This is a genomic window from Thiomicrospira aerophila AL3 (genome assembly GCF_000227665.2).
GTDB lineage: Bacteria > Pseudomonadota > Gammaproteobacteria > Thiomicrospirales > Thiomicrospiraceae > Thiomicrospira > Thiomicrospira aerophila.
In genome coordinates, this window is the sequence record NZ_CP007030.1 from 1,058,095 (window position 1) to 1,079,897 (window position 21,803).

24 protein-coding genes and 4 tRNA genes are annotated in these 21,803 nt (G+C 47.7%); 8 read left to right on the forward strand and 20 right to left on the reverse strand.

Features of this window, described 5'->3' with window-relative positions:
• Positions 1-27: 27 nt before the first annotated feature.
• Genes THIAE_RS05070 through THIAE_RS05085 form a run of 4 tightly spaced genes read left to right on the forward strand, consistent with a single transcriptional unit; the run spans position 28 to position 4,109 of the window.
• Positions 28-1,026 carry a S49 family peptidase gene (locus THIAE_RS05070; protein ID WP_006460329.1) on the forward strand — a complete coding sequence of 333 codons (999 nt, stop codon included), beginning with the start codon at positions 28-30 and terminating at the stop codon, positions 1,024-1,026.
• 36 nt (positions 1,027-1,062) lie between these two features.
• On the forward strand, positions 1,063-1,347 hold the full coding sequence (locus THIAE_RS05075; RefSeq protein WP_006460330.1) for a peptidylprolyl isomerase: 285 nt from the start codon (positions 1,063-1,065) through the stop codon (positions 1,345-1,347).
• Positions 1,348-1,390: 43 nt separating this feature from the next.
• A complete protein-coding gene (locus THIAE_RS05080) occupies positions 1,391-3,571 on the forward strand; it encodes a RelA/SpoT family protein (protein WP_006460331.1) in 2,181 nt (726 codons plus the stop codon).
• Positions 3,558-4,109 (forward strand): DUF2062 domain-containing protein, encoded by a 552-nt coding sequence (locus THIAE_RS05085; RefSeq protein ID WP_006460332.1) that lies wholly within the window; start codon positions 3,558-3,560, stop codon positions 4,107-4,109. The genes THIAE_RS05080 and THIAE_RS05085 overlap by 14 nt, the downstream gene beginning before the upstream one ends.
• Here THIAE_RS05085 and pgl read toward each other — a convergent pair.
• The 20 genes from pgl to THIAE_RS05185 all read right to left on the reverse strand — a co-directional run bounded on the left by pgl (position 4,076) and on the right by THIAE_RS05185 (position 19,772).
• Positions 4,076-4,777 (reverse strand): 6-phosphogluconolactonase, encoded by a 702-nt coding sequence (pgl, locus tag THIAE_RS05090; RefSeq protein WP_006460333.1) that lies wholly within the window; start codon positions 4,775-4,777, stop codon positions 4,076-4,078. The two genes, THIAE_RS05085 and pgl, sit on opposite strands and share 34 nt — an antisense overlap.
• Entirely contained in the window at positions 4,770-6,260 is a 1,491-nt protein-coding gene (gene zwf / locus THIAE_RS05095) for a glucose-6-phosphate dehydrogenase (protein ID WP_006460334.1), read from the reverse strand. The genes pgl and zwf overlap by 8 nt, the downstream gene beginning before the upstream one ends.
• Before the next feature lie 2 nt (positions 6,261-6,262).
• Positions 6,263-7,711 (reverse strand): decarboxylating NADP(+)-dependent phosphogluconate dehydrogenase, encoded by a 1,449-nt coding sequence (gene gnd, locus THIAE_RS05100; RefSeq protein WP_006460335.1) that lies wholly within the window; start codon positions 7,709-7,711, stop codon positions 6,263-6,265.
• Positions 7,712-7,848: 137 nt separating this feature from the next.
• Positions 7,849-7,924, reverse strand: a tRNA-Glu gene (locus THIAE_RS05105).
• Between the two features lie 57 nt (positions 7,925-7,981).
• A tRNA-Gly gene (locus THIAE_RS05110) sits at positions 7,982-8,057 on the reverse strand.
• Between the two features lie 2 nt (positions 8,058-8,059).
• A tRNA-Glu gene (locus THIAE_RS05115) sits at positions 8,060-8,135 on the reverse strand.
• Between the two features lie 23 nt (positions 8,136-8,158).
• Positions 8,159-8,234 (reverse strand) — tRNA-Ala (locus THIAE_RS05120).
• A gap of 41 nt (positions 8,235-8,275) precedes the next feature.
• On the reverse strand, positions 8,276-9,808 hold the full coding sequence (locus tag THIAE_RS05125) for an ABC transporter substrate-binding protein (RefSeq protein WP_006460336.1): 1,533 nt from the start codon (positions 9,806-9,808) through the stop codon (positions 8,276-8,278).
• Between the two features lie 14 nt (positions 9,809-9,822).
• Complete coding sequence (locus THIAE_RS05130; RefSeq protein ID WP_006460337.1) at positions 9,823-11,157, reverse strand: TolC family outer membrane protein; 1,335 nt, start codon at positions 11,155-11,157, stop codon at positions 9,823-9,825.
• Entirely contained in the window at positions 11,144-11,641 is a 498-nt protein-coding gene (locus THIAE_RS05135) for a CYTH domain-containing protein (RefSeq protein ID WP_006460338.1), read from the reverse strand. The genes THIAE_RS05130 and THIAE_RS05135 overlap by 14 nt, the downstream gene beginning before the upstream one ends.
• A gap of 10 nt (positions 11,642-11,651) precedes the next feature.
• A complete protein-coding gene (locus THIAE_RS05140) occupies positions 11,652-12,443 on the reverse strand; it encodes a 3'-5' exonuclease (RefSeq protein ID WP_006460339.1) in 792 nt (263 codons plus the stop codon).
• Between the two features lie 39 nt (positions 12,444-12,482).
• Positions 12,483-13,379 carry a cysteine synthase CysM gene (cysM, locus tag THIAE_RS05145; RefSeq protein WP_006460340.1) on the reverse strand — a complete coding sequence of 299 codons (897 nt, stop codon included), beginning with the start codon at positions 13,377-13,379 and terminating at the stop codon, positions 12,483-12,485.
• Positions 13,380-13,387: 8 nt separating this feature from the next.
• A complete protein-coding gene (locus THIAE_RS05150; RefSeq protein WP_006460341.1) occupies positions 13,388-14,329 on the reverse strand; it encodes a prenyltransferase in 942 nt (313 codons plus the stop codon).
• A complete protein-coding gene (locus THIAE_RS05155; protein ID WP_006460342.1) occupies positions 14,329-15,216 on the reverse strand; it encodes a hypothetical protein in 888 nt (295 codons plus the stop codon). Before THIAE_RS05155 ends, THIAE_RS05150 begins: the two co-directional genes overlap by 1 nt.
• Before the next feature lie 6 nt (positions 15,217-15,222).
• A complete protein-coding gene (gene rluB / locus THIAE_RS05160) occupies positions 15,223-16,077 on the reverse strand; it encodes a 23S rRNA pseudouridine(2605) synthase RluB (RefSeq protein ID WP_006460343.1) in 855 nt (284 codons plus the stop codon).
• Between the two features lie 60 nt (positions 16,078-16,137).
• Positions 16,138-16,755: an SMC-Scp complex subunit ScpB gene (scpB, locus tag THIAE_RS05165; protein WP_006460344.1), complete on the reverse strand. Its 618-nt coding sequence runs from the start codon at positions 16,753-16,755 to the stop codon at positions 16,138-16,140.
• Complete coding sequence (locus THIAE_RS05170) at positions 16,752-17,597, reverse strand: segregation and condensation protein A (protein ID WP_025299328.1); 846 nt, start codon at positions 17,595-17,597, stop codon at positions 16,752-16,754. Before THIAE_RS05170 ends, scpB begins: the two co-directional genes overlap by 4 nt.
• A 3-nt stretch (positions 17,598-17,600) precedes the next feature.
• The gene (locus tag THIAE_RS05175) at positions 17,601-18,263 is read right to left on the reverse strand and encodes a site-2 protease family protein (protein WP_006460346.1); all 663 of its coding nucleotides are present in this window, start codon (positions 18,261-18,263) and stop codon (positions 17,601-17,603) included.
• Positions 18,260-18,883, reverse strand: a complete 624-nt coding sequence (locus THIAE_RS05180) for an L-threonylcarbamoyladenylate synthase (protein WP_006460347.1) — start codon at positions 18,881-18,883, stop codon at positions 18,260-18,262. Before THIAE_RS05180 ends, THIAE_RS05175 begins: the two co-directional genes overlap by 4 nt.
• A gap of 22 nt (positions 18,884-18,905) precedes the next feature.
• Entirely contained in the window at positions 18,906-19,772 is an 867-nt protein-coding gene (locus tag THIAE_RS05185) for a PHP domain-containing protein (RefSeq protein WP_006460348.1), read from the reverse strand.
• A 100-nt stretch (positions 19,773-19,872) separates the two neighbouring features.
• Between THIAE_RS05185 and THIAE_RS05190 the strand changes: the two genes are divergently transcribed.
• Genes THIAE_RS05190 through THIAE_RS05205 form a run of 4 tightly spaced genes read left to right on the forward strand, consistent with a single transcriptional unit; the run spans position 19,873 to position 21,779 of the window.
• Positions 19,873-20,475 (forward strand): septation protein A, encoded by a 603-nt coding sequence (locus THIAE_RS05190; protein WP_006460349.1) that lies wholly within the window; start codon positions 19,873-19,875, stop codon positions 20,473-20,475.
• 26 nt (positions 20,476-20,501) lie between these two features.
• Entirely contained in the window at positions 20,502-20,792 is a 291-nt protein-coding gene (locus THIAE_RS05195; RefSeq protein ID WP_006460350.1) for a YciI family protein, read from the forward strand.
• Positions 20,789-21,250 (forward strand): transcriptional repressor LexA, encoded by a 462-nt coding sequence (gene lexA / locus THIAE_RS05200; RefSeq protein ID WP_006460351.1) that lies wholly within the window; start codon positions 20,789-20,791, stop codon positions 21,248-21,250. The genes THIAE_RS05195 and lexA overlap by 4 nt, the downstream gene beginning before the upstream one ends.
• 22 nt (positions 21,251-21,272) lie before the next feature.
• Entirely contained in the window at positions 21,273-21,779 is a 507-nt protein-coding gene (locus THIAE_RS05205) for an asparaginase domain-containing protein (protein WP_006460352.1), read from the forward strand.
• The last annotated feature ends 24 nt before the right edge of the window (positions 21,780-21,803 follow it).

A 21,803-nucleotide genomic window follows, 5' to 3' on the forward strand; every position in this document is an offset into this window, starting at 1 on the left:
GCCAGTCGCAAAACTTTTGAGGTAAGAATGGATTCCAATAACCCTTGGACTGAAAATAAACCGGTTGAAAACCCGGGGCAAAGCAAATCATCGTCTAATTTATCTACACCTGCACTCGATCGGTTAGCCAATGCGGCTGATGCCTATGTGAATCAAGAAAAGTGGTCGCGCCGTTGGACTAACCTGCTTAAACTGGCGGTGGTCCTTTACATCACCGTATCCATTGTGATGTTAGTCGGATTCTTTAATGGTGCCAAAAAACCCGCGACCGGCGAAGGTCATGTTGCGCTTGTTTCTATTCAAGGCTCCATTATGCCTAATAGCCGCACCAGTGCTAACACGATCAACCCTCTACTTCGCGAGGCATTTGAAGCGCGAAACTCAGTGGCGGTGGTGATTCACATGAACTCGCCTGGTGGCAGCCCTGTGCAATCGGCACTGATTAATGATGAGATTACGCGACTAAAAGCCCTGCATAACAAACCGGTTTATGTCGTTGCAGAAGACTTATGTGCCTCAGGTTGTTATTATATTGCGGCGGCGGCCGATCAGATTTTTGCTGATAAAGGCTCTATCATTGGCTCAATTGGTGTGCGGTTTGATAGTTTTGGCTTTACTGAGTTGATGGATAAGCTTGGGGTTGAGAACCGCTCAATGACGGCAGGTGAGTTTAAAACCTTTATTAATCCGTTTGGTGAGGAAGATCCCGCCGCCAAACAGTTTTTTAAAGACCGCGTCCTTGAACGCACCCACCAACAATTTATAGAGGTGGTGCAACGTGGTCGTGGTGACCGCTTATCAGATGACCCCTTACTATTTTCAGGCTTAGTTTGGTTAGGCGATGAAGCCGTCGAACTGGGATTGATTGATGGCCTAGGCGATCTAGGCTATGTAGTACGCGACATTATTGGCGCTAAACAAGTGCGCCACTATGAAGCACAAAAGGGCTTGATGGAGCATATTTTAGGTGATTTGGTTTCAGAAACAGCTCTGCACATTTCAAATCATTTCATTGGGTTACGTTAGTTTTTTATATTAAGTTTTAAATAAAGGAATCGTTACATGGCAAAGAAAGCAAGCGCAAGACACATTCTAGTAGCCACAGAGCAGGCCTGCTTGGACTTAAAAAACCAAATTGCCGAAGGTGCTGATTTTGCCGAGTTGGCTCGTGCCCATTCACAGTGTCCATCAGGCCGTTCTGGCGGTGAACTAGGTGAGTTTGGTCCAGGCATGATGGTGCCAGAATTTGATCGTGTTGTATTTAGTGCGCCGGTTAATGAAGTTCAAGGTCCAGTACAAACCCAGTTTGGTTTTCATTTATTAGAAGTGACTGCACGGACTGAGTAGGCCTGTTTACACGTCATTTTGACCGCTAAGTTAGGTGTCTAGCATGTCTCCTGAACAACTCGCACAATCTCTATTCCCCAAAAAAGCGTTGGGGGATATGTCGAAGGCGATGCTAGACGCCTGTCAATTGGCATTAGAGGCTCAAGCCCTGCCAATGATTCATAGTGTATCGAGCTTGGAAGCTTGCTCGGTGCTAACCCAATTAAATTTGGATGATACAACCTATATCGCGACCCTCGCGAGTGATTCCAATTTAATCCCCTACTATTCTAGTGATGACCTTGCTAAACGCTTTGATCCACAGTGCGTTAAGCTTATTGAAGGCATTCGTCGCTTAAATCAATTTAAAGAATTCGACCCTAACACCCACTCTGATGCGGTACAGACGGAACGTTTGCGCCAAATGCTGCTAGCGATGACGTCAGATATCCGCATGATGGTGGTCAAACTGGGCTATCGTGTTGCGCGTTTGCGCAATTTAAAGCACGAACCAGAACCGGTGCGTAAACAAATCGCCGCGGAAACTCAGCTGATTTTTGCCCCCTTAGCCAATCGTCTTGGTATTGCCCAGCTTAAGTGGGAGCTGGAAGACCTGTCATTTCGGTTTTTAGAACCTGATTTATATAAAAAAATTGCCTCTGAACTGGCTGATAAACGGGTCGAACGTGAGAACTATATTGAAAACCTCATCAGCTACATTACCCAGTTACTCGCTAATGCAGGTATTCATGCGCGGGTAACCGGCCGTCCTAAGCATATTTATAGCATCTGGAAAAAAATGTCGCGGAAGACCCAACGTCTAGATGATCTCTATGATTTGCGGGCGTTGCGGATCTATGTCAAGGATGTTGCAGAATGTTACCGTTGCTTGAGCCTCGTTCATGAGCAATGGAATTTTATTCGTGATGAATTCGATGACTATATCACCTCCCCTAAGGATAACGGCTATCAATCTATTCATACCGTTGTCATGGGACCTGAAGGCAAAACGGTTGAAATTCAGATTCGCACCCATGAGATGCATCAGCATGCCGAATACGGCATTGCCGCCCACTGGAAATACAAAGAAGGCGGCAAAGGCTATGATGCACGTTTGGAAGCCAGCATTAATTCGATGCGTCAACTCCTTGAACATCGCGATGATGCCGAGGTGTTTGATGAAATTTCGACTGAATTACAAAGCCAACATATTTATGTGCTTACGCCAACCAATCAGATTATTACTCTGCCACAAGATGCGACAGCACTGGATTTTGCCTATGCCATTCATACCGATTTAGGTCATGGTTGCCGTGGCGCAAAAATTAATGGCCATATTATCCCGCTGACGCAAGCGCTTAAAACCGGGGACCGTGTAGAAATTCTCGCCATGCGCAATGGCGAGCCTAATCGTAATTGGCTCAACCCCAACCTTGGCTATATCAAAACCTCACGCGCGCGGACCCGCATTCGCAGCTGGTTTAATCGGCGCAATAAAGAAGCAAATATTGAGTCGGGCGAACAGCTCTATGCGCGTGAAGCGAAGCGCTTAAATGCCAAACATATTCCAGTCACTGACTGTGCCAAATATTTTGGTTTTGACCAGTTAAAAGACTTTTACGAAGCCTTGGGCAAAGGTCAGCTGAACGAACGCCAACTGCTTAATGCTTTACAAAAATTGGTGCAACCAGGCCTGCTTACGCAGCGCAAGCTTTTACCGATAGGTTCGGCTAAACCAGAAGCAATGTTGAATAGCAGCGATCAACCACATGCCTATGTGGTTGGCGCTCCAAATTTACGCACCACCCTCGCCCCCTGTTGTGTACCCAAGCCAGGGGATGACATTGTTGGTTTTGTTACACGCGGTCGCGGGGTCACCATTCATCGTCAAGACTGCAATAATATTCTCAATTTAGCTGATCATGATCGGCAACGTTTGATTGCGGTCAACTGGTTAGGCCAAGCTGAACCACCGCCGCGCATTTTACAGTTGACCTTGCACATTTTAGCCTTTGATCGTAAAGGATTATTACGCGATGTGATGTCGAAATTAACCGATTTTGATGTAAACTTAACCCGGTCAAATACCCTGACCAATCAAGAAGAAGGTACCGTTGATATGGCACTGGATATCGAGGTGAGTGAGCACACTAATCTGGGTGCGTTACTAGACCAAGTAGAAGCCATTACCAACATTGAAGAAGTGAGTATTTTGGCACAAAAGGAGCAAAATGCGATCGGTTAAATTCAGCATTATCAAGGGTATTCGTGCGGTTAAATACAGCGAATGGATTAATCGTAAATTTCCCGGGATTAAACAAAAAGAATTATGGCGTCCAAGTAGAAATACTATGGCAAAAGCAGGCTTTGTGGGCGCTTTTTGTGCGTTTATTCCTGTGCCATTACAAATGCCACTGGCCGCCATTATTGCTTACTTTGCCAAAGCCAACATTCCTTTTTCAGTCGCGCTAGCTTGGATTACCAATCCGGTGACCATGTGGCCCATTTGGACCTTTGGCTATTTAGTGGGGGCTTGGATACTTGGCATGCCCACTTTGCGTAACATTGAAGTCACCGAAGGTTTAGGCGTTTGGGGTTGGTTAGTTGAAGTCTTTCCACAAATCTGGATACCTTTGTGGTTTGGTAATATTTTTATGGGCTTATTAGTGGGCAGTATTTTATATCTGGTGATTCGCTTTATCCCTATCCCCCACTTTAATAAGGGCGAAGCACCTAAAATATCAAACGCTCAACAACCAGACCAAGCCGACTCATCTAAGTAAGTCATGGTAGCCTCAACCCCAGTTGGGGCAGCAATCGGTAACCCATTACCCGCCAACCACGCCAGCACGGCTGGATGTTTTTCTTGGCCGGTAATCAGCTTAATGAGTCGTTTTGATTCATTAAGTTTAGCCAAGGTCAGGGTTAAACGCACTGGCGGCGGTTTGGGTGAATCGACGATCAGTGCCACATCACCCTTTAGACTTCGCCAGGCCTGGTTAGGAAATAAACTGGCAGTATGGCCATCTTCTCCCATGCCAAGTAAGGTCAAATCAAACTTAACCCCCGCCACCTGCTGTTGATAATCCGCCAATGCCTCTGCAATAGGCCAATCGGTATGCATCAGGTGAATCTGGTTATCTGGAATCGTTACCTTATCTAACCAATACTGATATAACGCGGTGGCATTACGTTGTTGATCAGCTACGGGGGCTTGGCGCTCATCGCCCATGTAAATATGCCAGTGTGACCAGGCCTGCTGACTTTGCGCTAGCAACTGATAAACCCGATTAGGTGTGCGCCCACCGGCGGTCACCAGATGAAACGCCCCACGCTCAGCAATGGCTTGGATAGCCGCCCTACTAATGTCCTGAGCGACCTGTTGCGCAAGCTGCTCAGTGTCTTGAAAAACCTGCCAACCATCGGGTAATGAGGGTAATGAATTAGGCATCCGTACCCTCCTCAGGTTCCAAATTAACCCGCCACTGCTGACCCGGCTGATCAAACAGCTTATTAGCATCACGCGGCCCCCATGTGCCTGAAGCATAGGTATCAATATAGCCACGATCCGATGACCAGGCCTGCAAGACCGGCTCGACCACCTTCCAAGCCGCCTTTACTTCATCAAAGCGTAAAAATAATGAGCGGTCACCTTTAATGACATCAAGCAACAATTCTTCATAGGCATCATGTTGCTCTTCATCTTCTTGACGCATACTGGCATCGAGCGACACTTGGCGGGTATTAATCTCTAACCCCGGTTGTTTAGCGGTCATTTCAATTCGAATGGTCTCTTCCGGCTGAATCCCAAACACCAACCAGTTAGGCGCCATTTTTTTCACCTGGGATTCACGAAAAAATTGCTTAGGGGGATGCTTAAAACAAATCGAAATAATCGTCTGGTTTTTAGGCATGTTTTTGCCGGTTTGAACATAAAACGGCACGCCTGCCCAACGCCAGTTTTCAATGTATAGTTTCAGGGCTGCATAAGTTTCCGTCACGCTGTCGGGTGCTACCCCAGGCTCGTCTAAATAAGCCGGCATCGACTTGCCATTCACTTTTCCTGCCGCATATTGAGCACGATAAGCTTGGGCATTAACCGCCGATTTAGCAATAGGTCGAATGGATTTAAGAAGTTTCACTTTTTCGTTGCGCAAATCCTCAGCTTCAATCGAGGCCGGTGGCTCCATGGCAATAATAGCGAGCAGTTGCAATAGATGACTTTGAATCATATCGCGCAACGCACCGCTGCCATCATAATAGCCAGCACGAGTGCCAATTGGCTTGGCCTCAGCATGGGTAATTTGTACATGATCAATGTAATTGCGATTCCACAAGGGTTCCATCAACAGGTTGGCAAAGCGGAACACCATCAGGTTTTGCACCATGCCCTTGCCTAGATAATGGTCAATGCGATACATCTGTTTTTCATCTAGGCAACGATTGAGCTGGGTTTGCAAGCTCTTAGCACTTTCTAGATCATAGCCAAAGGGTTTTTCAAACACCACGCGTCGCCAACCATCACGCTCATCCAGTAATTGCGCCTTCGCAAGATGCTGCACCACTGGGTTAAATTCTTTCGGGCTGATCGATAAATAAAACGCCATGTTTTTTGGGTAGTCGTGCTGCTCAAAATAGGCGGCCATCTCACAAAAAGACTGCGGTTCGTTGATATCGACCTTGATGTAGTCTAAACGGGCACTAAAGCGTTCAAACACCGCATTATCTAGACCTTTGCGCGCAACAGGCAATACCGCCTGCTTAGCTTGCTCAATCCAATCATTGCGTTGCCAATCACGACGCCCTAATGCCACAATTTTCACACCTGGGTCTAAGCGCCCTAGCACTTCTAAATGATAAAAAGCCGGGAATAACTTGGTTAATGACAGGTTGCCGGTGGCACCAAAAATCACATAGGTACAGGAAACCGGCATAACTACACCTCGTAGGTTGTGGAGTGAGCCAACCCGCCAGAGCCCACCCAGTCGGTATGGTGCCATTCACCACGCGGGCGATCGGTACGCTCATAGGTATGCGCACCAAAATAGTCACGTTGAGCTTGAATCATATTGGCTGAACCCTTCGCAGTACGGTAACCATCATAAAACGCCAAGGCTGCGGATAAGGCTGGCATTGCAATACCAGCCTGCACGCCAAACACGATGGCTTGACGCCAATTCATTTCAGATTGGGTTAAGGCTTGGGTGAAAAACGGCGTCAACATCAGCGAATCAAGGTCAGGATTTTGTTCATAGGCTTGTTTGATTTCGCCTAAAAAGCGACTGCGGATAATGCAGCCACCTCGCCACATTAAGGCGATGCCGCCATAGTTTAATGGCCAGTCATAGTCGGCTGCGGCCTGCTTCATCAGCATATAACCCTGAGTGTAGGAAATAATTTTGCTCGCGTAAAGCGCATCATGAATCGCTTGGAGCATGGCCTCACGATCTACCGCAGGCGCTTGGGCTTGACTGGTTAACACGCCTTGAGCCGTAACCCGTTGCGATTTTAACGCCGACAAACAACGCGCATAAACCGATTCGGTAATCAGGGTTAAGGGCACACCCAATTCGAGCGAATTAATCCCCGTCCATTTGCCGGTACCTTTTTGGCCTGCCGCATCCAATACTTTATCAATTAGCGGCTCGCCATCCGTATCTTTGAATTTAAGAATATCGGCGGTAATCTCAATTAAATAGGAGTCGAGTACCCCGGTATTCCATTTAGCAAACACCGCCTGACATTCATCAGCGCTCATCTTCAATCCAAAGCGCATCAGTTGATAGGCTTCAGCAATGAGTTGCATATCACCGTATTCAATACCATTGTGAACCATTTTGACATAATGACCGGCCCCTTCAGGCCCCACCCATTCACAGCAAGCTTCATCACCTACTTTGGCCGCAATCGCTTGAAATATAGGTTTGACTAACGGCCAGGCCTGCTCATGCCCACCCGGCATAATCGATGGCCCAAAGCGCGCACCTTCCTCGCCACCCGAGACACCGGTACCGATAAAATGAATACCCTGTTCTGCCAACGCACGGCTGCGACGGGTGGTATCGGTATAAAGCGAATTACCCCCGTCAATAATGACATCACCTTGACTAAGCAGAGGCACTAGCTGGGCAATAAAATCATCAACGACTTGACCCGCTTTAACCATCAACATGACTTTACGCGGTGCGGCGAGCTGCTGGACTAAGTCTTCAAGGCTATAAGCGGCTTGAATGGGTAAATCACCCACTCTTTGTGCCATGAACTCATCGGTTTTGCTTGCAGAGCGATTATAGACCGACACTTTAAAACCATGATCAGCCATGTTTAGCACTAAATTCTGCCCCATGACCGCTAAACCAATTAAACCTATATCACTTTGTTGCATGGATCTTCCCTTACGAATTTGATAAACATGATTAAAATTTATCATAAGATTAACAGAGATTATGCGCTTTTATGACAGACTGATGAAAAAAACCCATAAAAAAAGCCAGTCATGCAAGCATAACTGGCTTTAAAAAGTGGCGTCCCGTAGGGGAGTCGAACCCCTGTTACCGCCGTGAAAGGGCAGTGTCCTAGGCCTCTAGACGAACGGGACTAATTTTTTTAACATTTGCTACACGGCTAAGGGCCTAGGAAGCCGTGAAACGAAATTTGGAGCGGGAAACGAGACTCGAACTCGCGACCCCAACCTTGGCAAGGTTGTGCTCTACCAACTGAGCTATTCCCGCAATGGCGTCCCGTAGGGGAGTCGAACCCCTGTTACCGCCGTGAAAGGGCAGTGTCCTAGGCCTCTAGACGAACGGGACATATATCATCTTCGCGAAGGTGTTGGTGGAGCTAGGCGGGATCGAACCGCCGACCTCTACAATGCCATTGTAGCGCTCTCCCAGCTGAGCTATAGCCCCTCGCGTTGATGGAGCGTATTATAAAGAGTCAGCGCCTAGGGTCAAGCACTTTTTGTAAAATTTTTTGTGACCTGCACCAATGAATCATAACGGCCATCGCTATGCAATTGATAACCCAGTATATTTTGGGCTGATACCACATACTGATTTTCATACCAAAGCGGAATGACGGGCAAATCATCGGCCAGATGCGCTTGTAGCGCGCGATAATAATATGCTTGGGTAGCCAAATCGCTGCTCTGCCCCGCTTTGATAATTAATTCATCGGCTCGCTCGCTTTGATAACGCCCGCGATTTGCACCACTTGGCGGTAAGGCATGGGAGGCAAAGACATAATCAAAAATGTCCGGACTTTTAATTCCCACCCAAGCCAAACTAAATAACTGGAAGCGACCTTGTACGATATCACTGTAAAACGTACCCCAATCATAACTTTGAATGCGCAAATCAATGCCAACCGCCCTTAACTGCGCTTGATACAAGGTCGCAATGCGAATGCGCGTCGGATCACTGGAAGTTTTAAAGCTCAAAGGGAGCAAACCGCTGCTGGGCACCGCCTGCTGTTGGCGCAACTGACTGATAAAAGCGGCCGCTTGGTCCGGGTCATAGGCTACACCCGTTAAGCCACCATGACCCGCCCAATGCTCGGGTGGCAGTAACGCACCGGCTAAACGAGCTTGACCCTTGAACATCGCATTAACAATCGCTTGACGGTCAATGCCCATCGCGATGGCTTGACGCAGCAATGGATTAGCCAGTAATGGATCACTCATATTCATGCCAATGTAGGCAAAATTGCTGCCAGCCTGCCAAGCCACCTTGAGCGCTGGATGTTGTTGACAATAGGCCACCAACTCAGGCGATAAATCATTCTGAATCAAATCAAGCTCACCGCGTACCAGTTTCAGCACACGGACCAAGGCATCCGTCACGACAATAAACTGCACCTCGATGCCATCTTGGCGTTGCAACACCACGCCCTGTTCGTTTGAACTGATAAAACGCATCGGCCCACTACCGACAGGTGACTGACCAAAGTTATGTCCCTTGGCGATTAAATCAGCCGGTAAAATACCTAAACTCAAGCGACTGACAAACAACGGATCAGGTTGATGGAGCTTGAAGCTCACTTGTAGCTCGTTATCAAGCTCAACACTGGCTATATTTCTTAAATTACCACGATGCGGCGAGCCAAAATCCGCATCTAATACCCGCTGATAGGTTGCGACCACATCCTGTGCATGCAGTGGTTGATCATGATGAAATCGCGCTAGAGGTTGGCGCAGGGTAAATTGATAATGGGTGGAGGTTAACATCTGCCAATCAGCCAAGGCTGGTTGCGGTTGGGAGGCGTCATTAAAATCAATTAAGGCTTGATAAAGCAACCGATTCAGCCGACTGGAGAGTGCATCAGTGGCACGACCCGGGTCCAGGGTGCGCGGGCGTCCGGTCACCCCCATTTTAATCGTATCAGCGGCATTTACCGACTGGCAGCCGACTAAACTCAGCGCCATGCCGCCTAGACCTAACCACTTAAGGGCGTCGCGACGCCCTAACTTATTTGCTGTGGTCATCACACCAATCGCGGCTAAGGCGCAATCAATAGCTGATCGACCTGAGCAAGATCGTCAGGTTGTAATTGTCCAAGCACCTGTTTAAGACGTAGCTGCTCTAAAACTAACGCCTGCATAGCTTGAGCGAGATTATTTTGTGCATTAAACACATTAGATCGCGCTGTTACGACATCAATCAAATTACGCAACCCTACTCGATAGCCTTCTTCGGCGGCTTCTAAAAAGGCTTCGTTGGATTTAACCGCTTCTCGCAATGCATTAACACGCGCTTGACCCCGCTCTAAATTGCGCAAACTCACCCGCGCATCTAAACTCGCCTGCTCGCGCGCTTCACGCACCGCAGTCATCGCGGTTTGATTGCGTAAACGGGCTTCATCAATTCTTGAGGAGGTTAAACCACCTTGATAAAGAGGTAGCGTCGCATTGATGGCCAATTCGGTATTATTGCCGCTGCGACACAATAAGGGATCACGATCACTGCCACCACACTCGGTGCGACTATGTGACAGAGTCAAATTCACATCGAACCAACGATCAGCTTGGCGAGTCGTGATGCCCTGCTCGGCTAAACGTTGTTGCTCAGTAGCAATTTGTACCGCAAGGTTTTGACTAAATTCATTGGCCAAACCGGCCTGCTCAGCCATCCGCATTAAGGCCGCATCAGGAGCAATGTTATGCTCTAACGGTAAGGTTTGTACTTGTAACACAGGTTGACCGGTCAATCGACGCAGGGCTTCTTGACTAATATCGACATTATTTTCTGCTTCAATGCGGTCGGCCATCGCTAAATCATAGGCTGAACGAGTTTGTAACACATCGGTACGACTCGCCAACCCCACTTCAAAGGCGGCTTGGGCGCGTTCCCATTGAATTTTCTCGGCCGCTTCACGTGCTTGAGCAAAGCTTAGGGTTTGTTGGGCTAATAACAAATCAAAATACGCCTGACTCACTCGGGTCATCAGGTTCTGTGCCACATTGTCATAGCGCAACTGGGCAAGATTAATCCGAATCGTCGCTTCATCGAATAGACTAAACGCTTCGCGGTTGTAAAGCGGTTGATCAAGACGTAAACCTAAACTTTGACGGTTTTGATTGCGCTCAATATCTGGGTAACTCAAGCCGGCTGTCGCATTCACTTTTGGTAATAGCAAAGCACGCGCCTGAACAAGCTGTTGCTGATCCGCTTCTAAATCAGAGCGAGCTTGGGCTAAGGTCGCATCATGCACAACGGCCATTTGATACACATCTAGCAGGCCTGGTGCGGCATAACCTGCGCCACTCACTAGCATGATTCCAACAAAAGAACAGCGACTAAGCCATTGATTTAAATTATGTTTAATTTGTTTCATGTTGCTTCCATTGGCTATAAGGATTTTTGGATAGACTAACATTATAGTATTTCAAATCATCTGTCACCTCGCGACCAATCCAATCTGGCACAGTCACCGGTGTACGTTCATCAGGTAATTCAAGTTCTGCAATAATCAGACCGTCATTATCACCGAAAAATTCATCGATTTCCCACACGCCAATTGCAGCGGGTACCAGATAACGAATTTTTTCAATAATCGGCCCAACTGTCAGTTTTTTAAGCATATTTTCGGCATCAGCAAGCGCAATAGGATACTCATATTCATCACGACTCAAGCCTATCTCAAGACTCTTAATATTTATATTCGCTTGCGTACCTTCAATACGAATTCGCACTGAACTTTTACAAGAAGTTTCCTCGATTGAATTGAGGTAGCCTTGTACAAATCGTGTCTGCTGAATCACTTGGTCACGCCAAGCATCGCCGGTGACTAAAAACTTACGCTCTATTTCTCTGGCCATGCCCTAACCTTTAATTTTGTGTAGATTGCATTGCTTGCCAGGCCTGGTGATAAGCCTGCCAATGTGAATGGGTTGAATTTTTTAACACCTCAGTTAATTCTGCCTGTGTATGCTGATAAGCCGCTTGATCTAACCAGCCGCGCATTAATTGAAATCTTAGATAAATCAAATAGGTATTGATCACATCTAATTCACAATAGTCACGAATACCCTGGATATCACCGGCCAAATATTGCTCTAAAACCCCCGCACCACTCAAGCCCATTTTGCCTGGCAGCCCCAGCATCAGTGAGATTTCATCGAGTTTGGCATTGGCTCTGGGTTGATAACCGGCCATCACATCCATTAAATCAATATGGGCAAACTGATAGCGACTAATGTAATTGTGCCATTTACGTTCGCGATTAAAGTCGCCCATATCCCAATAGGCTTGCGCGTTAATCCCATGTTTTAGCGCACGATAATGCAATACCGGCAAGTCGAACCCGCCACCATTCCAAGTGACAAGGGTTGGCTGAAAACGACCAATACCATCGAAAAACCGCTGCAAGAGGCTGGCCTCGTTGTCATCAACTTCACCAATTGACCAAATCTTGACATCATCAGCCGTTTTTAACACCGCCGAAATCGCCACCACCTGATGCAAAAAGTGTTTGGGAAAATCACTGCCCGTTTCAATGCGTCGTTTTAAACTGAGCGCCGCCAAACAATCTTGATCAGATAATTCTTGCCAGCCATAGACCTGACGAGCCGACGCAATATCCGGCACGGTTTCAATATCAAATACTAATACGGCACTCATCGGCTTGCTCTTGTTATCTTGCTCTCAAACATCACTGACCTAACCCGCTGGGAACACATTGGTTGATAGATAGCGGTCGCCTCGATCACAAATAATGCACACCACCTTGGCATGCGGGGTGGTTTGTGCGATTTGCAGGGCCGCGGCCACACAACCGCCTGACGAAATACCCGCAAAAATACCTTCTTTAGCCGCTAATTGACGCGTCGTTTCTTCAGCCATTTCTTGTGACATATCGATAATGCGATCCACCTGTTCGGGTTTATAAATAGCCGGTAAATAGGCTGCAGGCCAACGACGAATGCCCGGAATAGATGCCCCTTCGGTGGGCTGCACACCGACAATTTGCACCTTTGGGCTTTGGGATTTGAGATACAAAGACGTACCGACTATGGTGCCGGTCGTGCCCATTGCGCTGACAAAGTGGGTTAACTGGCCATCGGTATCACGCCAAATTTCCGGGCCGGTGCTATTAAAATGCGCTAAATAATTATCGGGGTTAGCAAACTGATTTAAAACCTGCCCTTCACCGCGTGCCGCCATCGCCAACGCCAAATCGCGCGCCCCTTCCATGCCCTCTTCTTGACTGACTAAAATCAGTTTTGCGCCATAAGCAGCCATAGAGGCACGACGCTCAATGCTCATATTGGCGGGCATAATCAACACCATCTTATACCCCATCATTGCCGCGACCATCGCCAACGCAATACCGGTATTGCCACTGGTCGCTTCAATTAAGGTATCACCTGGCTTAATATCTCCGCGGCGTTGCGCTTGCAGAATCATGTTATAAGCCGGACGATCTTTGACAGAGCCGGCTGGATTTTGCCCTTCCATTTTAGCCCACACTTCAGCGCCTTCGGCTAAATCGGCCATGTGGGTTATCCGCACTAGCGGGGTATTGCCGATCAGGTCGGTCATATTATTAATCTTCATCGCTTTTCCTAACCCATCCAGGCACTGATCATTAAACTAATGGCGAGTAACGCAAGCACGCCCAAAATCATCACCACATTCATGGTTAATATAAATAATGCATCGGCAGTGTGTTCAAAATGCGGCTGTAATTTTGACCAAATCAAAGCAGCCGGTACAAAGCCGACCAAGGCCACTAGACTCAACCAAGGCAACACACCCAATCCAATCAATCCCACCAGTAGCAGCACACTGACCAACACACTCGCTTTAAATACCCACAGCGCATGGCGATCGCCTACAGCTAGCGGCAAGGTCCGACGGCCAACCTGCTGGTCAGCCTGCTTATCGGGAAATTGATTGAGCAACAACAAATTATTTATCAACAAAAAAGGCAGCAAGGCCAACGCCATCAGCTCAGTAGGATAGTGCCCAGTCAGCGCAAAGGCTACACCTAACATCAACACCCAACCCAGCCCCAATCCTGGTGACGACCAACCCCATACCGGTTGACGTGTCATCCAAGGACTGTAGCTGAGAATAACGACCAGCCCAAGCAATCCTAATGGAATGATGCGCCAATCCCATAACCAAACCAAATAGATGCCGAATCCGACTGCACAAGCAATCGCAATAAACGCAGCAGTTTGGACATTTTTTAGTGCCTCAGGATAACCTTGTAATGCACCACTGCCACCATTAAATGGCGTGCGCTGGGTGAGCTGATCCAATCCAGTGCGCGCATCATGCACTTCATTGAGCCAGTTAACACTGGCATGTACTACAAGTGCAGCCAAGCTGACCATTATCACCAGGCCTGGTGAGAGCTCAAAGCCCGCCCAAACGAGCCAAGCGACCGTTAGGGCCGTGACCACCAGTGCCAAAATCAAAAAATTAGGACGGCTGGTTTGCCATAATACGCGCAGCGTACAAAATCGACGACAATTTACCGGTGGAAAAGCGGATTGCATTACATCACCTGCCGATAGGTTTGAGTACGCACTTTCCAGCCAGGCAACCACCGCTCTTCAGGGTTGGGGGCCAGGCTTACTCGCTGCTCCAATACCTGATAAGAGGTATCAGAAAAGTTTTCCAAAATATTGTTTTTATTAGCACTCATAATATTTTCATTGGTCGCTAACATCTGTTCTAACACATTAAACAGTCCCCAACCCTGCCCTTGGTAACGCTCTTGTTCCAAATCACCCCAACCCTTAAAATTGCTATAGTCAATCAAAGCATAACGACCAGCGGTACTCGTCATTAGATGCATGAACAGTTGCCATCGCGGGTCTTGGTCGGTTAGCGCCAGTCGTGCTTTGGCTAGCTCAGCGCGCACTGCGAAGCGTTCTAAAATAAACGCCATTTGCCATGTTTGCGTAGCTAATAACCAGGCCTGCAATTCTTGAATATCATCATGACCAGTTTGTTGTGCGGCCAAAAACTCAGCACGCGTTGTCCAGGGCGCATGCTCAGCAAGCAACCATTGTGGGGTGGGATAATGCTGTGCTACAAAGTGTGCCATGGCCGGAAATCCCGCTTCAAACGGCACCGCAACCTCGGCGGGCAACCAAATAAAATGCCCCAACCCTAAGGATGGAAACGCTTCGCGAGGACTCCAAAACACTTGCCATTCGGCACGATTCGCCGTTTCATTAAAACGAATACGATTAGCCAGCTCTGTAAGCTCAGACTCGGTTATGGTCGATAAACTAGGTAACAGGCGGTCCGCTGCATTGATAGGGGCCTTATTTGAAGCCTTAACCAAATCATTTGCCGAGCCATTAACGGCATAAATCGATAGCGGCAAGACCAGCAAGCCGACTAACCCGATACGCGTCACCTTGCGCCACATCATTTAGGCTTACCGCCGTCTTTTTGCATATTGAGTCGAGCGTTTAGCACGATCAACCATCATCCGCTTTTGACGCTCTGCCGCTTCAGGTCGATGACGTAAATCCGGACGAGTTTCTTCGGGTAGCTCGACCGCTTTTAGCAACTTATTGACCTGCATCCAGTTGAGTGCTTCCGTTTTGCCACGGCGCAGCCCTTTTGGCAAGCTGATATCACCATATCTGACACGGATCAACCGACTTACCCTCACGCCTTGCGCTTCCCATAAACGGCGCACTTCTCGGTATTTTCCTTCGCGCAAAATGACCCGAAACCACTGGTTTTGGGCTTCTTCATCAGAAGGTAAACGGCCCACATAGTCAAACTTAGCCAGACCGTCATCTAATTGGACGCCTGTGCGCAACCGAGTCAGAATATCCTCAGTGACTTCGCCAAATACCCGCACCGCATATTCTCGTTCCAACTCATATGAAGGATGCATCATTCTATTAGCTAATTCGCCGTTATTGGTCAGCAATAACAAGCCACTGGTATTAAGATCTAAGCGACCGATACTAATCCAACGACCATGAATAATTTTGGGTAGCTGCGTAAAAATGCTATCACGCCCCTGCTCATCTTGCCGCGAGCAGACTAGTCCGTCCGGTTTATGATACAAAATCACCTGGGTAGGCTGTTTTTCGAGTCGTTCTGCTTTAACCTTTTGGCCACGAACCGACAATTGCGATTGCTCATTAGCACGATCACCCAATTTGGCAGTACGGCCATTGACTTGAACTAAGCCTTGCTCAATGAGTTGTTCAATTTGGCGGCGTGAACCATATCCCGCTCGCGCGAGAATTTTTTGTAGTTTTTCATCTGTCATGGCGTTGGCTCATGCTTCCTTATTAACGAGTGTATTTTGTTCGTGCTATGGTTGTTTGTGCTATTGAAGAGGGATTTTAGCACTTTCCGTAGCGGCTGCGTTTTTCTCTAGCGGATTCAGGCCGTTATTATCCTGCTTAAATTCAGCTAAACGCGCCACTAACTCATCATGTAACTGCTGCACTGAAGCTAAACCCAAGTCTTGCACCAGTTTATCGGTACTGACCCACAAATAAGGTAAGCCAGGCACCTGCTTTTGCCCTTGCTGATCAATCCAGCCCAGTTCTTTAAGTTGCTGCAAACTACTGCTACTGACCTGCACGCCACGAATCGCTTCGATTTCGGCCCGCGTTATGGGTTGCTTGACGATTAAAATAGCCAAAATCTCGAGCGCCGCGCGCGATAGTTTTGGCGTCCGCTGAGGTTCAAATTGAGCTAACCAGGCCTGCTGCACGGGTGACAAAACCAAACGCACCCCCGCTTGATTAATTTTTAAGCGCAGCCCAAGCGGTGCTAATGCTGCTTCTAAATTTATTAACAAGCCGTCTAAATCAAATGGCTGCGGATTACTGGCCGCTAAATGCTGGCGTAACACCACCGGCTGCAAAGGTTCATCCGCGGTGATTAATAGCGTCATGAGTTGTGCTTGCATGCTGGAGGCGGCCTTAGACTGCTTCACGTGGCTAAGACCTCAAGCCACTGATCCGCCTCGTCTTGAAACAACTGCACCCGACCTTGCCGCCATAATTCCAATAGCGCGATAAAGGTAACAACCAGGCCTGGTTTACCTTCCTGCCACACCACCAAATCCAATAGCGCTAAACGTTGCATCGGCTGTTGGGCTAAACAGGCTTCGATATACGCAATCTTATGACTGATCAAGATTTTTTCTTCCCCAATTTGATGAGGTTTAACCAGGGCTTGTCGTTGCATTACTCGGCTTAAAGCTTGCCACAGATCGCCTAACTCAATCTGCGGGGTCGGAGCCGGTTCTTGCTTGGCCGCGATATCGTCCTCACTAGCATCAAGCCAATCGACGTTTAGCATGACCGGATAATCAGCTTGCGCTTGCGTAACTTGTTCGGCTAACCAACTCGCAGCATGTTGATAGGCCTGATAGTCTAATAGTTGTTGCATTAAGGCTTCACGCGGGTCCACTTCAAGTTCATCGTCTTCTAGTGCAGGGGGCTGAGGCAATAATAGGCGTGATTTAATCTCCGTTAACCAGGCCGCCATATAGAGGTATTCAGCCGCTAATTCCATATCCAGCTCTTGCATCATACTCAGATAGGCTTGATATTGTCGCGTAATCTCTACCACCGGAATATCGGCAATATCAAATCGATTAACTTTAATCAGATACGACAGTAAATCCAGTGGCCCTTCAAAGGTTTCTAGTAGCACCTTCAGGGCTTTGGGCGGTATATAGAGATTTTTGGGCAAGTGGGTAATCGGCTCGCCTCGCACCCAAGCAAGGGGGAGTTCTAACTGAACTGGCTGAAGTGGCAAGGTCTCACTCACCCTTTAAACCCCAATCAACCCAAGCATAAAACGATAGGTTGCTTGATAAGGCCCACTCAGCAACCAGCTCACAACACCGAGCACCACCAAACCGAGCAAAATAAACAAACCAAAAGGTTCTAGCCGGTTATATTGCCACGCGAGCGGCTTGGGAAGTACGGCTGACACCAAACGGCTGCCGTCTAAAGGCGGAATAGGCAGTAAATTGAGCAGCATTAAAATAATATTAATACTCAACCCGGCGATGCCAGAGTAAATTAAAAACTGCCCGACTTCAGGTTGATTACCCACCAAGATAAACCCCAGCTTGAGTACCAACGCCCATAATACCGCCATCAGCAAATTCGCTGCCGGTCCGGCAATGGCCACCACCGCCATATCCCGTTCGGGGCGTTTAAAATTGCGCATACTCACGGGGACAGCTTTGGCCCAACCAAAAATAAAGCCGCCAAAAAATAACAAGGCCGCTGGCACCAGCAAGGTGCCGATAGGATCAATATGTTTGATTGGGTTTAAGGTGACCCGTCCAAGCATCCGAGCGGTTTTATCGCCTAATTTTTCTGCCGCCCAACCATGAGCCGCTTCATGCAAGGTAATGGCAAAAATAACGGGCAAGGCCCAAATTGCCAACAACTGCATAAAATTGAGCTCATTCATCGCCATCATTCGTCAAACACGCCTTGGCCTTGACGGACCAATACCGGTACGTCATCGGTAAAATCAATAATCGTAGTGGGCTCATAGCCGCCAAACCCGCCATCGATTATTACGTCTAACTGAGACTCCAGGGTTTCTTTGATCGACCAAGCATCGGCCATCGGTAGGGTATCGCCTGGCAGAATTAAAGACACTGACATCAATGGCTTATCGAAATAACTTAATAGCGTTTGACACACTTTATTAGGCGACACGCGCAGACCAATGGTTTTGCGTTTGGCGTTTTGAATCCGCCGCGGCACTTCACGACTGGCAGGCAATAAAAAGGTATAAGGCCCAGGTAAATGGGCTTTCAAATAGCGAAATTGCACATTGCCTACTTTGGCATAATGCGAGAGGTGACTTAAATCTGGGCACATCAGCGTGAAATCATGCTTGTCATCAAGACGACGCAGCTGGCGAATCCGCTCTGCGCCCTCTTTATTATCTAGCAAACAACCTAACGCATAACCTGACTCGGTTGGAAAGGCAACAATCCCGCCGGCTTCTAATCGTTCAACCGCTTGCGTTATCAATCGTGGCTGAGGATTTTCGGGATGAACTTCAATATAAATACATTGTTTTGACATGATTTTTCTTTAATTTAAATACTTACAAATTCTGTGCGTTAAAACTGGCCGCCTGTGTGCCTAACCAGGCCTGCTGAATCGGCGTGACCCCTGGCGGTAGCGCGGCTAAGGCGCCTAACTGGCGCCAAGTTTGCTCAGGTCCATGATAGTCTGAACCAACCGATGCCATCAGTTGATGGCGTTTGGCACGATCGGCCATACCAATGGCTTCAGAGCTGGCAAATTTTTGAGTGACCACTTCTAAACCGCTGCCACCGGCTAATTTAAAGTCAGTCAATAAACCATTCAATTTACGACTAGTTAACTTGTATTTTCCTGGATGAGCCAACACCGCTTGCCCGCCAGCCGAGTTTATAGTTGCGACCACCTCTGCTAATTCTGGCCAGTTGGCGGCCACAAAACCGGTTCGACCTTGTTTTAAAAACTTATCAAACGCTTGGTTGATCGACGTCACGTACTGACGCTCAACGAGCACTTGCGCAATATGCGGTCGCCCGACCACACCATCACCCACTATTTCTTTGAGCCGCGCGGCCATACAAGGATGACCTCGTTGTTGCAAGCGGGCATTAATAGCATCAGCGCGTTGCCAGCGTAAGCGACGAATCGCCGCAAGCATGGTCTGCAAAGGGGCGTTATCCACCACAAGATTCAAACCCACTATATGAACGGTACGATTTTGCCACAAAGCTGAAATTTCCACGCCACTAATTAAATCTAACCCACGATTTTTGGCATAGGGATAAACTGCTTCATAGCCTGCTGTCGTGTCATGATCGGTAATCGCTAAACTACTAATCGCTTTGTCTAGCGCCAAATCAACCAAAGCCTGAGGACTCAGGCTGCCATCTGATGCCTGACTGTGGCAGTGAAAATCAACCTTACTCACCCCATTCCTTCATCTAATTCACTTTATTTAGGCTGTTATTATAACCAGTTAGCTTATAGAATAAGTGACAACCTTAATTAATCATGAGATTCGCGTTCTAATGAAGATATTATTCGACCTATTTCCCGTTATCCTATTTTTTATTGCCTACAAGATGTATGACATCTATATCGCAACCGCTGTGGCGATCGTGGCGACCATTATGCAAGTAGGTTATTTGTATGCACGTTACCGTAAAGTAGAGAAAATCCATCTGATAACCCTGGCACTCATTGTTATTTTGGGGGGCGCCACTATTTTATTGCAAGATGAAGCCTTTATCGCCTGGAAACCCACCATTGTTAACTGGGGTTTTGCAGCCGTGTTTTTAGCCAGTCATTATATGTTTGGCAACAAACCGATTGTGCGCCGCATGATGGAAGGCCTAATTCAAATGCCCGACCAGGTTTGGATGCGCTTGAGCTATATGTGGATTGCGTTTTTTGTTTTTAGTGGCGTGATTAACTTGTGGGTGTATTACAATTTTTCTCTTGATGCTTGGGTTAACTTTAAACTGTTTGGCTTGATGGGATTGACCTTTGCGTTTATCTTAATTCAAGGGCTATACATTAGCCGTTACACCCAGCAGGACGAAACAGAGAACACGCCCGTTGAAGCCAACTCAGCGGATACCACCCAAACCGCCGATATCAAAAAAGATTAATCAGTAATATTAACTCAGGAGCCACTATGTTATTTACGATCATGGCACAAGACGTTGCTGATAGCTTAGCTAAGCGCCTCGCCGCTCGGCCTGCGCATTTAGCTCGATTAGACGCACTTGATGCCGAAGGACGCTTAGTTTTAGCCGGCCCACATCCGCTGCTTGATGGCCAAGAAGGCTTCAGTGGCAGTTTAATCGTTGCAGAATTTGCATCATTTGAGCAGGCAACAGCTTGGGCAGAAGAAGACCCCTATGTCGCCGCAGGCGTCTATGACTCTGTGGTGGTTAAGCCCTTTAAACAGGTATTTCCAAAATGAGTAACCTGGCCTATTTAATCCCTAGACGTCAACAAAAACTGGCCTTTGATAACCAGACCGCATTTGAACTAATGGATGAAGAATGGGTCGATATTCCCCTAGTAGGTTGGACCTACGCCGGCGAACCGCGTCAAATGGAATTGGATTACGATTCAGTCAGCGTGCCAAAAAGCCTGGTTAAAAAAGAGACCTTTGCGCTGCGTGTTAAAGGTGACTCCATGGTTGATGAAGACATTTGCGATGGGGATATTGTCATTATCGAACGCTGTAATTCAGCAGAAAATGGTGAATCAGTGGTAGTACGCATTAACCAAGAAGAAATCACCATGAAGAAACTGTTTATTGAAGCGGAGGGCGTGCGTTTACAACCCGCCAATGCCGAGATGAAACCAATTTTTCTAAAAAACCAAGATATTGAAATTCTAGGCATAGTGCGCGGCATACTACGCCCCACCTAACTTCTTAACAGTGAGCAACAACATGGACGCAATCAGTATCTTGGCTTGTGGGGGGACACTTGATAAAGACTATGACCCTTTAAGAGGCGAATTAGTGTTTAGCCAAAGCCATCTTCCGACCTTGTTAGCTCAGGCCAACCACACCCTACCCCTGTCGGTTAACGCCGTGATGTTAAAAGACAGTTTAATGATGGATGACACTGATCGCGAATCGATTTACCAGGCCTGCTTGGCGGATCATAGTGAACAGATTGTGATCACCCATGGCACCGATACCATGCCTGAAACCGCTATCTATATCGCTGACCGCCTAGCGAACTTACCCCATAAAACCCTAGTCTTAACAGGGGCGATGCGTCCCTTTCAACTGGGCCAATCCGATGCCAGCTTTAACTTGGGTGCGGCATTGATGGCGGCACAACTGCTGCCAGCAGGCGTGTATTTGGTTATGAACGGCCAGGTTTTCTTAGCTCGTCAAGTACAAAAAGATCGCGCACGCGGTGTTTTTGTCCCAAAACGCTCTGCTTAAGCTCTTACCAGGCCTACTAAAGTG